This is a genomic window from Arthrobacter sp. P4_F11 (assembly GCF_056401395.1).
Genome location: NZ_JBFUJK010000009.1, coordinates 14,950 through 29,228 on the forward strand (window position 1 = coordinate 14,950; position 14,279 = coordinate 29,228).

11 protein-coding genes are annotated in these 14,279 nt (G+C 68.4%); 2 read left to right on the plus strand and 9 right to left on the minus strand.

What is annotated here, in order from left to right; all coding sequences use genetic code 11:
- Window positions 1-36 precede the first annotated feature (36 nt).
- From AC1DRO_RS11590 to AC1DRO_RS11605, 4 genes are all read right to left on the minus strand, one after another.
- Window positions 37-1,719 carry an ABC-F family ATP-binding cassette domain-containing protein gene (locus AC1DRO_RS11590; RefSeq protein ID WP_476950917.1) on the minus strand — a complete coding sequence of 561 codons (1,683 nt, stop codon included), beginning with the start codon at window positions 1,717-1,719 and terminating at the stop codon, window positions 37-39.
- A 47-nt stretch (window positions 1,720-1,766) separates the two neighbouring features.
- A complete protein-coding gene (locus AC1DRO_RS11595; protein ID WP_476950918.1) occupies window positions 1,767-3,785 on the minus strand; it encodes a penicillin-binding transpeptidase domain-containing protein in 2,019 nt (672 codons plus the stop codon).
- Between the two features lie 103 nt (window positions 3,786-3,888).
- Window positions 3,889-4,545 (minus strand): response regulator, encoded by a 657-nt coding sequence (locus AC1DRO_RS11600; RefSeq protein WP_243178139.1) that lies wholly within the window; start codon window positions 4,543-4,545, stop codon window positions 3,889-3,891.
- The gene (locus AC1DRO_RS11605) at window positions 4,542-5,951 is read right to left on the minus strand and encodes a sensor histidine kinase (RefSeq protein WP_476950919.1); all 1,410 of its coding nucleotides are present in this window, start codon (window positions 5,949-5,951) and stop codon (window positions 4,542-4,544) included. Before AC1DRO_RS11605 ends, AC1DRO_RS11600 begins: the two co-directional genes overlap by 4 nt.
- 196 nt (window positions 5,952-6,147) lie before the next feature.
- Here AC1DRO_RS11605 and AC1DRO_RS11610 point away from each other — a divergent pair, with 196 nt between their 5' ends.
- Together AC1DRO_RS11610 and AC1DRO_RS11615 are read left to right on the plus strand one after the other, a co-directional pair.
- Entirely contained in the window at window positions 6,148-7,248 is a 1,101-nt protein-coding gene (locus tag AC1DRO_RS11610; protein ID WP_476950920.1) for an FtsX-like permease family protein, read from the plus strand.
- Between the two features lie 43 nt (window positions 7,249-7,291).
- Complete coding sequence (locus AC1DRO_RS11615) at window positions 7,292-8,020, plus strand: ABC transporter ATP-binding protein (RefSeq protein ID WP_476950921.1); 729 nt, start codon at window positions 7,292-7,294, stop codon at window positions 8,018-8,020.
- Window positions 8,021-8,030: 10 nt separating this feature from the next.
- Here the strand turns inward: AC1DRO_RS11615 and AC1DRO_RS11620 are convergent, their stop codons facing one another.
- The 5 genes from AC1DRO_RS11620 to AC1DRO_RS11640 all read right to left on the minus strand — a co-directional run bounded on the left by AC1DRO_RS11620 (window position 8,031) and on the right by AC1DRO_RS11640 (window position 14,179).
- Complete coding sequence (locus AC1DRO_RS11620) at window positions 8,031-9,479, minus strand: phytoene desaturase family protein (protein ID WP_476950922.1); 1,449 nt, start codon at window positions 9,477-9,479, stop codon at window positions 8,031-8,033.
- Window positions 9,476-10,954 carry a glycosyltransferase family 87 protein gene (locus AC1DRO_RS11625; protein WP_476951023.1) on the minus strand — a complete coding sequence of 493 codons (1,479 nt, stop codon included), beginning with the start codon at window positions 10,952-10,954 and terminating at the stop codon, window positions 9,476-9,478. The genes AC1DRO_RS11620 and AC1DRO_RS11625 overlap by 4 nt, the downstream gene beginning before the upstream one ends.
- A gap of 271 nt (window positions 10,955-11,225) precedes the next feature.
- Window positions 11,226-11,360, minus strand: coding sequence for a hypothetical protein (locus AC1DRO_RS11630; RefSeq protein WP_476950923.1), 135 nt, complete (start codon window positions 11,358-11,360; stop codon window positions 11,226-11,228).
- A 755-nt stretch (window positions 11,361-12,115) separates the two neighbouring features.
- Entirely contained in the window at window positions 12,116-12,700 is a 585-nt protein-coding gene (locus AC1DRO_RS11635) for a histidine phosphatase family protein (RefSeq protein WP_028277661.1), read from the minus strand.
- Window positions 12,701-14,179 carry a CCA tRNA nucleotidyltransferase gene (locus AC1DRO_RS11640; RefSeq protein ID WP_476950924.1) on the minus strand — a complete coding sequence of 493 codons (1,479 nt, stop codon included), beginning with the start codon at window positions 14,177-14,179 and terminating at the stop codon, window positions 12,701-12,703. It lies immediately after the preceding gene.
- Window positions 14,180-14,279: the final 100 nt, after the last annotated feature.

The following is a 14,279-nucleotide window of genomic DNA, read 5'->3' on the forward strand; positions in this document are numbered from 1 at the left end:
TAATCATTTGTTGCGCAGATGATGGCCCATGTGGGGTCAGCGGGCGCGCTCTACGCGCTTTTCGTCCCAGACCGGTTCGGCGGACTCGTAGACCCTGCCGTCGGAGCCGAAAACCAGGAAGCGGTCGAAGGTTCGGGCGAACCAGCGGTCGTGGGTGACGGCCAGGACGGTGCCCTCGAAGTGGTCGATCGCCCGTTCCAGGGCCTCGGCCGAGTGCAGGTCCAGGTTGTCCGTGGGCTCGTCGAGCAGCAGCAGCGTGGCGCCGGAGAGCTGCAGCAGCAGGATCTGGAACCGCGCCTGCTGGCCGCCGGAAAGGGATTCGTACTTCTGCTCGGACTGCGCCGCCAGCCCGTAGCCGTCCAGCGCCCCGGCGGCGGCTTCACGGCCCATGCCCGAGCGGTGCTCGTCGCCCCGGTGCAGGATTTCGAGCAGGGTCTTACCCAGCAGGTCGGGCCGGACGTGGGTCTGGGCGAAGAATCCGGGCCGGATCCGGGCGCCGAGTTTCACGGTGCCCTCGTGCGGCACTTCGGCGATCTCGACGTCGGACACCGGCAGGTGCTCGCGCTCGGGATCCGTGCCGCCGGTGGCGAGCAGGCGCAGGAAGTGGCTCTTGCCCGAACCGTTGGAACCAAGGACGCCCACCCGGTCGCCGAACCAGATTTCGGTGGAGAACGGCTTCATCAGGCCTGTCAGTTCCAGCTTCTCGGCCACGACGGCGCGCTTGGCGGTGCGGCCGCCCTTGAGCCGCATCTGCACGTTCTGCTCGATGGGCAGGGCCTCGGGCGGGCCGGCCTCGAGGAACTTCGCGAGCCGGGTCTGCGCCGCGTGATAGCGGTTGGCCATGTCGGAACGGAACGCGGCCTTGTTCTTGTACATGTTGACGAGTTCCTTGAGCTTGACGTGCTCCTCGTCCCAGCGCTTGCGCAGTTCCTCGAAGCGCGCGTTCCGGTCGGCCCGGGCATCCACGTAGGACCCGAAGCCGCCGCCGTGGATCCAGGCGCCGGCGCCGTTGATGCCCGGTTCCAGGGTGACGATGCGGCCGGCGGCGTTGTTGAGCAGTTCACGGTCGTGGCTGATGAAGAACACGGTCTTCTTCGAATCGTTCAGTTTGGCCTCGAGCCAGCGCTTGCCCGGAACATCGAGGTAATTGTCCGGCTCGTCCAGGAGCAGCAGTTCGTCGGGGCCGGCGAAGAGGGCCTCGAGGACCAGACGCTTCTGCTCGCCGCCGGAGAGGCTCGACGCCGGGCGGTGCTGTGCCCGGTCGAAGGGCAGGCCGACGGCGGCCATGCAGACCTCGTCCCAGACCGTTTCGACGTCGTAGCCGCCGGCATCCCCCCAGTCCACGATCGCCTGGGCATAGGCCATCTGGGTGGGCTCGTCGTCGTGCTCCAGCATGGCGAGCTCTGCCTCGTCGACGGCCCGCGCGGCGCCGGCCAGGGCAGGCGGGGCGGCGGAGACCAGCAGGTCGCGGACCGTGGACTCGTCCCGGACCTGGCCCACGAACTGGCGCATGATGCCCATGTTGCCGGAACGGCCGATCACGCCTTCGTCCGGGACGAGGTCGCCGGAAATGATCCGGAACAGCGTGGTCTTGCCGGTCCCGTTGGGCCCGATCAGCGCTGTCTTGGTGCCGTCCGGGACCTTGAAGGTCACCCCGTTGAGCAGCTGGGTGCCGTCGGAGAGGAAGTAGTCGATGCCGGATACGTCAATATGAGCCACGCGTTCAATCTTCCCACGGCTCTTCCCACGGCCGGGAAAGCGTCCGCTCAGCCGGCCCGGGTCAGGAACTCCTTGAGCAGCGGCCCGGACGTGGTGGCCCCGAGTCCGCCGTCCTCGACGAACACGGCGACGGCGAGGTCACCGTGCACGGCCACGATCCAGGCGTGGGTCTTGGGCGGGGTGTCGTTGCCGAACTCGGCCGTTCCGGTCTTCGCCCCGACGGGCTCGCCGGGGACGGAGGCCAGGAACCCGGCATGTCCGCTGGTGACGACGGCCCGCATCATGTCAGCCAGCGCCGCGGCTTCCGCTGCAGTCACCGGCTTTTCGACGGCCGTGGCCGGTGCGGGGGCCGACGGTGTCGCGTCACCGGTGGCCGGGGCAGCCGGCGACGTGCCGGCTGCAGCCGTGCCTGTGGGGGCGGCGCCCTGGGCATCTGGAGGGCTGGCGCCCTCGTCCGGATTCAACACCAGCTGGGCGGCCACCGGGGCTCCCTTGGCCACCGAGCCGGCCATGACGGCGGCGGCCAGGGGGGACAGAAGCACTTTGCCCTGGCCGATCATGGAGGCGGCATGTTCGGTTCCTTCGGCATCCCCGGGGACGGAGCCGAGGAATGCGGCCGCGCCCAGCGCGGGTGCTTCAACTGCCACGCCCAGCGAGGTCGCGGCGGATTCGAGCTGTGCCTGGGTGACGGTGTCGCGGGCGTTGATGAACGCGGTGTTGCAGGAGTGCGCAAAGGCGTCGCGCAGCGTCACGGACCCCAGGGAGGACTCAGGGTATCCCTCGGCGTTTTTGAAGGTGCGGCCGTCCACCGTGAGGGTGGGCGGGCAGTCCACCTTGGAGTCGGGCGTCATTCCGTTGCGGAACATGGCCAGGGAATCGACCATCTTGAAGATCGATCCAGGGGCATACTGTCCCAGCATCGCCGTGTCGTAGCCGTTGCTGCCCGGCCCGGAGGCGGCCGCCAGGACGGCGCCGCTGGAGGGCCGGAGCGCCACAATGGCCGACGCCGGGCCGACCTTGCCGAGGACGTCTTCCGCGAGCTGCTGCAGCTTCGGGTCCAGGGTGGTTTTCAGCGGGGTGCCGTCTTTTATCTCAGTCTGAAAAAGTACGCGGCGTCCCGCGTTGGGCAGAGCCTGCTTCTCTGCGGCCGTGAGGCCTGCCTTCTCGGCGAAGACCTGGATGCCGTCGCTGCCGCGAAGCTGCGCGTCGTATTGCTGTTGCAGGCCACCGGTGCCCGTGGTGTCCCCGGCTTTGAGTGCCCCGTTCGATTTTTCGATCTGTTCTGCATTCGCCTCCGCTGCGGTGCCCAGCAGGGCGCGGGCGAAGGTGCGGTTTGGTGCCAGCGGAAGGGAGCCCCGGATGGCGCGGGCGCCGGGAATCTCGCCGATCTGAGCGTCGGTGATGGTCCGTCCTTCTTCACGCAAAGTGATGGCGGCAACGAACGCCTCGGGGCCGGCCGCCGCGACCTGCTGCCCGTACGCCGCCGGGTCGACCCCCACCAGATGGGCAAGCTTGGTGGCGGAATCGGCGGCGTCTGCACCGCCGAGCGCCGGCTTGTCGATGCCAACATTGACCACGGGCCGGTACGTGACCAGCGGGACCCCACCGGCGCCCAGGATGTCGGCGCGCGAGGGCGAATGGGTTGCCGAGCCGACGAGCTCGCCTTCGGCCAGTTCGGGGACCAGGGTGGCCGGGTTCCAGACCGTCAGCCACTTGTCGCCGGACTTCTTGAACTCGGCGAAGGTGGTGTACTTCCACTCTTCGGAGCCGATCTTCCAGCGGTAGTTGAGCGGGACCGTGGCCTTATCGGACTCCAGCGTCAGTTGGCCGCTTTCCACTGAAGGGCGGGCCGGGTCAAGCCCCTTGAATATTTCCTTGAGCTGGTCGTTGGCGGCACCGGAGTCCTTGCCCTCAAAGGCGACGGATCCGACGTCGAGCGCGGACACCGCGGACGCGAGCTGTTTGGCAGCGCTTTCGGCGCCCTCACGGCCGTCGCCGCAGGCGACCAGCGAGCCGCCAAGAACAAGGCCCACAAGGGCCAGTGCAAGTTTTGATGAGTTCCCCATGGCGCCCATTATGCCCCGGGCCACCGACAAGTCCGTTGTCACATAACACCGTCACTTAGCACCGTCACCCGCCCCCCGGCTTCACTTCGGGTGCCGGGAACGCCTAGGGCCGCCGGATGATCCTGCGCTGCGCTGCCACGGCGATCGCGGCGGTGCGGTTGTCCACGCCGAGTTTGCCGTAGATGTGCACCAGGTGCGTCTTGACCGTGGCCTCGGAAATGAACAGCTGCTTCGCGATCGCCCGGTTTCCCATCCCGGTGGCCAGCAATCCGAGCAACTGGACCTCGCGGGCGGACAGGGCAGGCTCCGGATTCCTGATCCGGCCCATCAGCCGGGCCGCGACTTCGGGGGCCAGCGCGGTGCCGCCGGCCGCGGCAGAGAGCACCGCCTGGCGGATCTGCTCCGGCGGGGCATCCTTGAGCATGTAGCCGCTGGCGCCGGCCTCGACGGCGGCCAGGATGTCGGCGTCGGAGTCATAGGTGGTCAGGATGAGCACCGGCGGCGGCGGCTCGCCGGCCTCTCCTGCCTTGATCCGGCCGGTGGCCGTGACGCCGTCCATGCCCGCGCCCATCTGCAGGTCCATGAGCACCACGTCCGCGGGCTCACCCAGGGTGTGGAGCCTGGCCAGTCCGGCCAGCGCGGCGCCGCCGTCGGCGGCCTCGGCCACCACCGTGATGCCCTCCAGATCACCCAGCATTGCCCGCAGACCGGCCCGGACCACCGGGTGGTCGTCCACCAGGAACACCCGGATGTTGTTCATTTCCGGTCCCCGCGGACCGGCGCCGGCGCGGCGTTGGAACCGGGCGCTTGGCCCAGTGGCAGCCGGATGGCCACCACGGTTCCCTCACCCGGGGCAGACTCGATGTCCAGCTGCCCGTGGAGGGCGGCCACGCGGTCCCGCAACGACGTCAGCCCATAGCCGGACCCGTCCGGACGGGCCGGCAAGGCCGAGGGGTCGAATCCGGCGCCGTCGTCGTAGATGTCCATGGCCACCTCCGGGCCCAGGAAGGAAAGGGTGACGACGGCGGTGCCCGCCTGCGCATGCGCCCGCACGTTGGCCAGGCTCGCCTGCGCGGCCCGGAGCAGGACCGTCTGGTGGGCGCCGGGGAGTTCCACCGGCACACCTTCGACGTCGAGGCGGCACCGCAGCCCGGCACCCCGCGCCGCGGTCTCCGCTTCGGTCTTTTCGCACAGCCGGAGAAGTCCGGCCACGAGGGAGCCGTCCTCGAGATCGGGGGACTGCAGGGCCCGGACGAAGTTGCGGGCCTCTGCCAGGTTGGCGGCGGCCGTGTCCCGGACAATCCGCAGCCTGTCCCGTGCCACGGCGGGTTCGCCGTCGTCCAGGGCCTTCTCGGCCGCGCGCCCCATCAGCACGATGCTGGACAGGCCTTGGGCGAGGGTGTCATGGATTTCCCGGGCCAGCCGGGTGCGCTCGGCCAGGGTGCCGGCATTGTGCTGGGTCCGGGCGAGTTCGGCACGGGTGCGGCGCAGCTCTTCGGCCGCCAGCCGCTGGTTTTCCGCCTCCAGGAACAGCGCCCGGTAGGCCAGTCCGGTGACCACAGCGAAGGCTGCGCCGAAAACGGGCCCGAGCACCATGGGCAGCTGCAGCCCCACGCTGGCCGGATCCGCAGTGGCCAGATCGGGAGACGCGCTACCGCCGTTGTGGAACCAGAGCGCCGCAATAACAAACACGGTACTCAATGCGATCGCCGGCAGCGCCAGCCGGCGCCGGAGCACGTGCAACTGCAGGAAGAACAGCGGGAAGGCCAGCCAGACGAAGTCGGCACTGGCCCAGACCAGCAGCAGCCAGAGGAGGCAGACGCCGCCCAGCCACCAGGCCGAGTAGGGCCGCGGATCGAACCGGGTCCGGCGGGCGGCGTGCCGTTTCTCCAGCACGGTGCCCACGAGGTAGAAGGCGGCGAGCAGCACGGCCAGCAACAGGGTGATCCACTCCTGCCCAGTGATGCCGCCGGCCAGGAGCCGGAGCAGCGCCACCAGGAGCAGCACCGCAAAGCCGACGTGCAGGCTCACGCGAAGGACGCGCAGAATGACGGCCGCCCCGGTGGGCTCCGGCGCGTGCGGTGCGCCGGCATGCCCGGCGCCGGCGTGCGGTGCGCCCCTGGGTCCTGTGCCGTTGTGGACCGTGTTGCCGGCGTCGCCCTCCATGCTTCCAGCGTAGTGCCGGTGCGGCGGGGCTCCTGCGGAAAACGGCCCGCCCACGGCGGAATCAACCTTTTGGTTGATCGCAGGGCCGTCCGACCGGTGGCGGCGGTCCAACCGGGCGGCCGATGCCCTGGAGCCCGGCGGAGGGAAGGCTGGAAGCAACGCCACAAGCGCCTCAAACGACACCAAGAAGGACAACATGTATCTCGCCATCCGCGATATCCGCTTTGCCAAGGGACGGTTCGCCCTGATGGGCGCGGTCGTCGCCCTCATCACCCTCCTGCTCGTCATGCTTTCCGGGCTGACGGCCGGACTCGGAAACCAGTCGACGTCGGCCCTCGCCGCCCTCCCGGCCGACCAGCTGGTCTTCGGCGCCCCGGCCGGGAGCGCACCCAAGGCCTCGTTTACCGAATCCGAAGTCACGCGCGCCCAACAGAGCCTGTGGTCGGCGCGCGACGGCGTCGTCCGAGCCGACGCCGTCGGGATCAGCCAGAGCCGCTTCCAGGCACTCGGCGCCGAAGGCGTGCCGGCACGCACGGCAAGCGTTGCGGTCTTCGGCACCGAGCCCGGCGCAGGCCTGGCTCCTGCCCCGCTGACAGAGGGAACCATCGCCGTCGGAGCCGGACTGGCGGAGGACCTGGAGCTCAGCATCGGCAGCCACGCCTCGGTGGGCGGCGCCGACCTCGTTGTGACGGCCGTCGTGCCGGAGCAGTGGTATTCCCACACCGGCGTCGTGTGGACCACGCTGGCCGACTGGCAGAAGCTGGCCCATATCCAAGACGCGGACGCCGCGACGGTGCTGGCCGTGACATTCGACTCCACCGCCGGAACAGGGGTGGATCTCGGTGCCGCCAACACCGCCGCGGGAACCGTCAGCACCACGATCGACGGGTCCTTCCAGGCCCTCGGCTCCTACAAGAGCGAGAACGGCTCGCTGCTGCTCATGCAGGCCTTCCTCTACGGCATCTCAGCCCTTGTGATTGTTGCCTTCCTGACGGTCTGGACGGTCCAGCGCACCCGGGACATCGCCGTTCTGAAGGCACTGGGCGGGTCCGCCCGCTACATCCTCCGGGACGCCATGGCGCAGGCGGCCCTGGTCCTGCTGGCGGGCGCGGTGGCCGGGGGGCTGGCCGGTGTGGCCGGCGGAGTCCTCGCGTCGCAGGCGGCACCGTTCCTCCTCACGCCCTGGACAACGCTGCTGCCCATCGCCGGAATCGTGCTCCTGGGCCTGGCCGGCGCAGCCCTCGCGGTCCGCAGCGTCGCCCGCGTCGATCCGCTCATCGCCCTCGGCGGCAACTGAGCAGCCCCGGCCCGCCCCATATATTCCTAGAAAGGCATATCTCATGAACTCAACCCTGAACAACACCGCCCTGAACCTCGTCAACGTTACCCTGGAGTACCCGGACGGAGACGGCACCCTCAAGGCCCTGGACTCCGTGAGCCTCAAGGTGCACGCAGGCGAATTCGTGTCCCTGATCGGCCCCTCGGGGTCCGGCAAGTCGTCCCTGCTGGCCGTCGCCGCCACCCTGGTCCGGCCCACCGCCGGCCTGGTGGTGGTCGACGGCGAGGACGCCGGCGGATTGCCCGACTCCGGCCGCACCGCACTGCGGCGGGACAAGATCGGCATCATCTTCCAGCAGCCCAACCTCCTGCCCTCCCTCACCGCGGTGGAGCAGCTCGTGATCACCCAGCGCCTGCGCGGCGGGACGGCTCGGGCGGCCGGGGAACGCGCCGCGGCTCTGCTGGACCTTGTCGGCCTCGGGCATGCCCTGGCGAAACGGCCGCACCAGCTCTCCGGCGGACAGCGCCAGCGCGTCAACATTGCCCGGGCACTCATGGGCAACCCTGCCGTGCTGCTGGTGGACGAGCCGACGGCCGCCCTGGACCACCAGCGCAGCGAAGCGATCATCCGGCTGCTGCGGCAGGTCACCGACGAATTCAGCGCGGCAACGGTCATGGTCACCCACGACACCGATTTCGTGCCGCTCACCGACGCCGTCGCGAGCATGCGCGACGGACGGCTGTCCGCCAGGGTGGCGACGGCGGCCGCTGCGGCGCCGCGGCAGGGCTAGGGGCTAGCGGCTAGGGGACCCGGTATGCGAGGTCCGGGACCCCGAGACCGAACATGTCCTTGAGGGCATGCCGGGCGGCGTGGAAGCCGGGCATCCCGGTGACGCCGGGACCGGGCGGGGTCGACGACGAACACAAGTACACCCCTGGCAGCGGCGTCCGCCAGGGCACCGGGCTCAGCACCGGCCGCCGCAACATGCCCCAAAGGTCCATGCGGCCTGCGCCGAAGTCCCCACCGACGAAGTTCTCGTCGTACGCCGCCAGCCCTGCGGCCGTGGTCACCTTGAACTGCACCACCACATCCCGGAACCCGGGCGCGAAGCGCTCAAGTTGCGCCATGACCGCATCGCTCATGTCCACGGTGGAACCGGCCGGAACGTGGCAATAGGTCCAAAGGATGTGCCGGCCGGCCGGCGCGCGGCCGGCATCAAAACGCGAGGGCTGGGATACCAGCACGTAGGGCCGGTCCGGATGCCGTCCCGAGGCGACCAGGCGCTCCGCTTCGGCGGTTTCCGCCCTGGTGCCGCCCACGTGCACCGTCCCGGCATCGGCGAGCCCGTGTGCCGCCCACGGCACCGGTCCGGAGAGGATGAAATCGACCTTGCAGGAAGCGTTCCCGAAGCGGAAGGACGCCAGGGCGCTCCTATAGCGCGGCGGGAGCTGGCCCTCCGCCAGGTGCAGCAGCGCGGGTGGTGCCACATCCAGCAGCGTGGTCCGGGCCGGCGGCAGCTCCGCGAGCGATGTGATCCGCCTGCCGGTCTCGACCACCCCGCCATGGGCCTCGATGTCAGCGGTCAGCGCCCGGGCAATCGCGGCCGATCCGCCGCGCGGAACCGGCCAGCCGCCGGCATGGCCCAGGGCGCCCAGCATCAGCCCGGCTCCGGCGGCGGTGATCGAGGGCAGCGGCGCCACGGCATGGGCGGCGACGCCGCTCAGCAGTGCGGGAGCCAGGTCCTGGCTGAACCTCGCATTCCACAGCGCCGAGCCTTGTTCGAGCGCCCGGAGGCCGAACGCGGCGGCAGCCAGGGGATCTGCCGGAATCCGCAGCAGCTGGTTCAGGGTCAGGTCCGCGACGCCCTCCACCCGCCGCACGAGGGGCTCCATGAGCTGGCGGTAGGCGGCGCCGTCCCGCCCGAGTTCGGCAACGGTGCGGTCCAGGGAACGGTAGGCCAGCGCCGCGCGGCCGCCGTCGAGCGGGGATCCGTACGAGAGCTCGGGCACCTCCAGGGGCACGCGCCTGGACAGCTCGAACCGGCGGAAAAAGGGTGAGGCCAGAACCATGGGGTGCACGGCCGAACAGACGTCGTGGAAGTGGCCCGGTTCCATCAGTTCGGCGGTGCGCAGTCCTCCGCCGGGCGTGGCGGCCGCCTCGAACACGTGGACTTTGAGTCCGGCCCGCGCCATGGTCACCGCCGCGGCCAGCCCGTTGGGGCCGGAACCGACGACGGCGACGTCAGTCATGCGCTGTGGCTTTCGGTCACGGCACTCTTCCGCCACGGCACCAGGGACGCCGCGGGCCGGCGCAGATCAATCCGCAGCCAGTCCGGGGCACCGTCGAAGGGGCCGCCATGCGGATCATCGATGCGGTGGCGGCGGATCACGTCGCAGGACGGATCCCAGATGTCCCAGGCGATACGCGCCATCAGGTACGCGGTGGCGAGCATGTGGGCAACCACGGCCAGGACGTAGTAGGGCATATCGATGTTGTGCTGGGTCGAGCCGCCGCTGGTTGCCTGCCCGAGGTACATCCAGATGGCGCCCCAGTGCAGCGCTTCGATGGCCTGCCAGATGACGAAGTCACGCCAGCGGGGCCGGGCGAGGGCGATCAGGGGGATCAGCCACAACACGAATTGGGGGGAGTACACCTTGTTGGTCAGGATGAACGCGGCCACGATCAGGAACGCCAGCTGCGCGATCCTCGGCCGGCGGGGTGCCGTCAGTGCCAGGACCGCAATCAGGATGCAGGCCAGGAGAAACAGGTCCAGTGCCAGGGAGTTGATGGCCGCGGCCTCAAGCGGATTCCAGCCCAGCCGGGCGGCCACCAGGTTGTAGGCGAACCAGGGCGAGCTGTAGCCCGCCGGACGCTCCTGCGTGAACTGGTAGAAGTACTTCCAGCCGTCCGGATTTGCCGCGGCTGCGGGGACGTTGACCGCCAGCCAGGCCGCGGTTGCGGCACCGGCCGTGATCAGCAGCGCCCGGATGCGCCCGCTCCGGAGCGCCAGCAGCAGGACGGCGCCGAGGATCAACAGCGGGTAGAGCTTGGTGGCCGTGCCCAGGCCGATGAAGATCCCGGCGAGGACGAGCTTGTTACGCGCAAAGAAGTACATGCCAAGAGCCAGCATGCACACGGCCCACATGTCCCAGTTAATGACGCCCGCCAGGACAATGCCGGGGGCGAGGGCAACCATCGCCGCGTCCCAGGACCGCCGGCGGTTCGTCCGTGCCGTGGCCAGCACGGTGATGATCCAGACGGCGGCGATCAGGGTGGCGTTGACGTCGAAGTAGCCAAGGACGCGGGGATCGTCGGTGCCGGCGCCGGGCACCAGAAGTGCGGTGGCACCCGCGATCAACCCCATCAGCACGGGGTACTCGAAGAGGCTTCCCGGGGTAATGAAGGGGAAGGCACCATCGCCCAGGCCACGGTTGCGGAACAGCTCCGGAAAGTCCGAGTAGCACGTGGCGTAGAACTGCCCGGGTGTTTCCCAGCCATTGGTGCGGCAGAAGTTCTTGAGCAGAATCCCGGCCAGGGCGGCGAGGACAGTGAGGATCACCAGAACACGTTCCACCGTAAAGAATCCCGGCGAAACGATCCCGGGCGCCGAGCGGTGGCCCAAAGGGCCGCCTACCAGTTCCGTGAAGTTTCGGAGAAAAGGGTCGCTGCGGCTCGGGATGACCAATCGGACCCGTTTACGCTCCGGCGGCTTTGTCTCCTGCATGACCTTGAGCTTACCGGGGGACATTGACCCATGCCGCCCCGCGGTCTTCGCTGGCACGTCGTATCGGAGGCCGCCACAACGGCGGGCCATGAAGGGACGCTTAAAGGGGGAGCCCGTGCGGCGACGCACGGGCTCCCTGGGATCGGTTCCAATGTCAGTCATCAGGTCCTCCTTCGCTGCGGACAGTCCTGCCGGTAACGGCCTTCGCCCCTGCACGGGATTAGTCCATGCGGCGGTGGCGGAACTGTCCGGCCGTCAGCAGATCAGGGCGTCAGCGAATCAGGCCGGCCTGATGCATGGCGAGGAACGTGTCGTCCCGCTTTTGGTCCAGGAGCTGGCCGTTGAAGCGTGTCGACTCCCTGCGGGCCAGCTTTCGGAACAGGACCGTATAGAGCTTGTTCATCATGGTTCTTACCTCCCCTCGGGGACTCGATCGGCGTGCCCGGGTGGCGGCAGGGCTGTGCGGTGGGCTGGAGCGGTGGTTGCGGTAGTCACAGGGACCTTTCGTTCGTGGGGGATTGCGCCGCCTGGGCTCAATGGTCGCGACCAGGAGGCAGCAGGAATGGGCGGATGAAACGGGCGGCCGATTTTTGGGCGCGACAAATAGAGCCCTAGATGCAAGGAATTCGAATAGCCGGTTCCGGGCGTGCCAATTAGCCCGGAAATCCCCGGCCTTAATTTAGGCCGGAATTCCGGAGCGGAAAAAGTTATTCGATGGAGAATGGCCCCTGGACGCGGTAGCGCTGAAACCCCAACAAGAAGCTGGGTTCCGAACTATGGGGAGGCTGTGCAACCGCGTGGTTCCGCCTGATCAGGCTGCCGTCATTGGGCTTTCCGTTGAAGAAGGCCAACTGCCGCGGGCCCCAAGCTGCGTTGCCTGGGACGGGAACGCGGTCAGGAAACAGTCAGTCCGACATTTGGGCGCGGCTCAGCGAACGAGGCCGGGTTGGCGGTGGTGGAGTACATCCATCCGCTAGTCAAAGTAATCATCATTTTCCCAACCTCCTTTTCTGTTCTGCCGTGGCTCCGGCTGACTGGCCGGGCGACGCGCGCCGTGACTCCGGCAAGTCGCCTTGGGGTCAGAAATAAAAATACACTACGAATACGGCAGTTGCCTACCGAATTCATAAACTTTTTTTGACTTTGTTTTAGAAACCGGTTTTAGAGTCCCCAGCGCACGATTGCCGGTGTCTTCTTATCCCATCCCAGTGTGCAGACTTTGGCGGTCCCCAACACGAAATGCCGGCCCTCGCGGGGGTCCAATCCGAGCCACCGGGCGGTCAGGATGCGGGAGAAATGCCCGTGCGCGACGATCAGCACGTTGTCCAGGCCCGATTCGAGCACCCGGGCCACGATCTTGTCCGCGCGGGCGGCGACGTCGTCGAGCGCTTCACCATTGGGCACGCCGTGCGTCCAGATCAGGTATTCGGGGTTGTCCTTGCGGATGAGGTCCGAGCTGATGCCCTCGTAGTCGCCGTAGTCCCATTCCACCGCCAGCGGCTCCAACTGGGCGTCGGGGTAGCCGGCGAGTTCGGCGGTCCGGCGGGCGCGGCGCAGGGGTGAGGTCAGTACGAGGTCGAAGTCGACGGTCTCGAGCACCCTGCGCGCCTCCACGGCCTGCTGCTCGCCCTCCACCGTGAGGGGCATGTCCGTGAGACCGGTGTACTGCCCGCTCTTGGACCATTCTGTTTCACCGTGCCGCAGGATCCACAGTTGGGGGCGGGGGCCATTGGATGGTGCAATCACTTAGGACTCCTCAGTGGTGGAAAGTTCGGCGCCGGCGGGCGCCGCCTCGGGCTGTGCCGCCCACCAGTCCCGCAGGCGGGATTCGGCGACGGCGGGATCGAGCGGGCCATGCTCCATGCGTTCTTCCAGCAGGAATTTGTAGGCGCGGCCCACCACGGGACCGGGCTTGAGACCAAGCAGCGCCATAATCTGGCCGCCGTCCAGGTCCGGGCGGACGGCGTCGAGGGACTCCTGCTCCCGCAGCGCCGCAATCCTGTCCTCGAGGTCGTCGTAGGCGAAGGACAGCCGGTCCGCCTTGCGCTGGTTCCGCGTGGTGACATCGGAGCGGGTGAGCCGGTGCAGGCGCTCCAGGAGGGGACCGGCGTCGGTGATGTAGCGGCGGACCGCGGAATCGCTCCAGCCGGCCTCACCGTAGCCGTAGAAGCGCATGTGCAGCTCCACAAGCCTGGCCACGGCCTTGATCGTGTCGTTGTCGAAGCGCAGCGCCTTCATGCGCTTGGCAGTCAGCTTGGCGCCCACCATGTCGTGGTGGCGGAAGCTCACTGCGCCGCCCGGTTCAAAGCGGCGCGTGGCCGGCTTGCCGACGTCGTGCATCAGCGCCGCGAACCGCAACACAAAGTCCGGGCCGGGAACCGGGCCGTCCGCCTTCGACTCCAGCGCTGCTGCCTGTTCCAGCACCTGCAGCGAGTGCTGGTAGACGTCCTTGTGGCGGTGGTGTTCATCGGATTCCAGGCGCAGGGCCGAGACTTCCGGCAGGACCAGGTCCGCGAGTCCGGTATCGACCAGCAGGTCCACGCCGGCCCGCGGCTGAGCGGCGCAGATGAGCTTGATCAGTTCATCGCGCACGCGTTCGGCCGAGATGATGCTGATCCGTTCCGCCATCCGGACCATGCCCTCGCGGACGTCGGGGTGCAGCGACACCCCTAGTTGGGCCGCGAACCTCGCGGCGCGCATCATGCGCAGGGGGTCGTCGGAGAAGGACGTTTCCGGCGGCCCGGGTGTGTTCAGGATCGAGGCGTGCAGGTCGCGGACACCGCCGAAAGGATCGACGAGCTCCAGCACGGGCAGCCGCAGGGCCATGGCGTTGATCGTGAAGTCCCGCCGCAACAGGTCATCCGTCAGGGATGTTCCGAAGGCCACTAACGGCTTGCGGGACTCCGGATCGTAGGCGTCGGCCCGGTAGGTGGTGATTTCGATCTGGAAGTCGTCCTTGCGCATCCCGATGGTGCCGAAGGCGCGCCCGATCTCCCAGTAGTTGTCCGCCCATTTCTTGATCAGGGCAACCGTCTGGTCCGGAGTGGCGTCAGTGGTGAAGTCCAGGTCGGGCGAGACCCGGCCAAGAAAAAGGTCACGGACGGGCCCGCCCACCAGGGACAGCTCGTGGCCGGCGTCGACGAAGCGCTGCCCCAGCTCCAGAACCACCGGATCTACCTGGAAAGAAACGGTGTGGGAGTCAGTCTTGTGATGTGCGTGCGCCATAGTTACTTAAGCTTGTCAGAAAACCGCGCCAGCACCACACCGGAACCCTCAAGGATCCGGCGGGTTCGTCACGATAGCGCACGAACCGGCGCGGGCCGAC

What these genes read in the sequence shown, in the direction of transcription:
- AC1DRO_RS11595 (WP_476950918.1), bottom strand. Translation starts at nt 3,785, where the DNA reads ATGGGGAACTCATCAAAACTTGCACTGGCCCTTGTGGGCCTTGTTCTT.
- AC1DRO_RS11600 (WP_243178139.1), bottom strand. Translation starts at nt 4,545, where the DNA reads ATGAACAACATCCGGGTGTTCCTGGTGGACGACCACCCGGTGGTCCGG.
- AC1DRO_RS11605 (WP_476950919.1), bottom strand. Translation starts at nt 5,951, where the DNA reads ATGGAGGGCGACGCCGGCAACACGGTCCACAACGGCACAGGACCCAGG.
- AC1DRO_RS11610 (WP_476950920.1), top strand. Translation starts at nt 6,148, where the DNA reads ATGTATCTCGCCATCCGCGATATCCGCTTTGCCAAGGGACGGTTCGCC.
- AC1DRO_RS11615 (WP_476950921.1), top strand. Translation starts at nt 7,292, where the DNA reads ATGAACTCAACCCTGAACAACACCGCCCTGAACCTCGTCAACGTTACC.
- AC1DRO_RS11620 (WP_476950922.1), bottom strand. Translation starts at nt 9,479, where the DNA reads ATGACTGACGTCGCCGTCGTCGGTTCCGGCCCCAACGGGCTGGCCGCG.
- AC1DRO_RS11625 (WP_476951023.1), bottom strand. Translation starts at nt 10,954, where the DNA reads ATGCAGGAGACAAAGCCGCCGGAGCGTAAACGGGTCCGATTGGTCATC.
- AC1DRO_RS11630 (WP_476950923.1), bottom strand. Translation starts at nt 11,360, where the DNA reads ATGATGAACAAGCTCTATACGGTCCTGTTCCGAAAGCTGGCCCGCAGG.
- AC1DRO_RS11640 (WP_476950924.1), bottom strand. Translation starts at nt 14,179, where the DNA reads ATGGCGCACGCACATCACAAGACTGACTCCCACACCGTTTCTTTCCAG.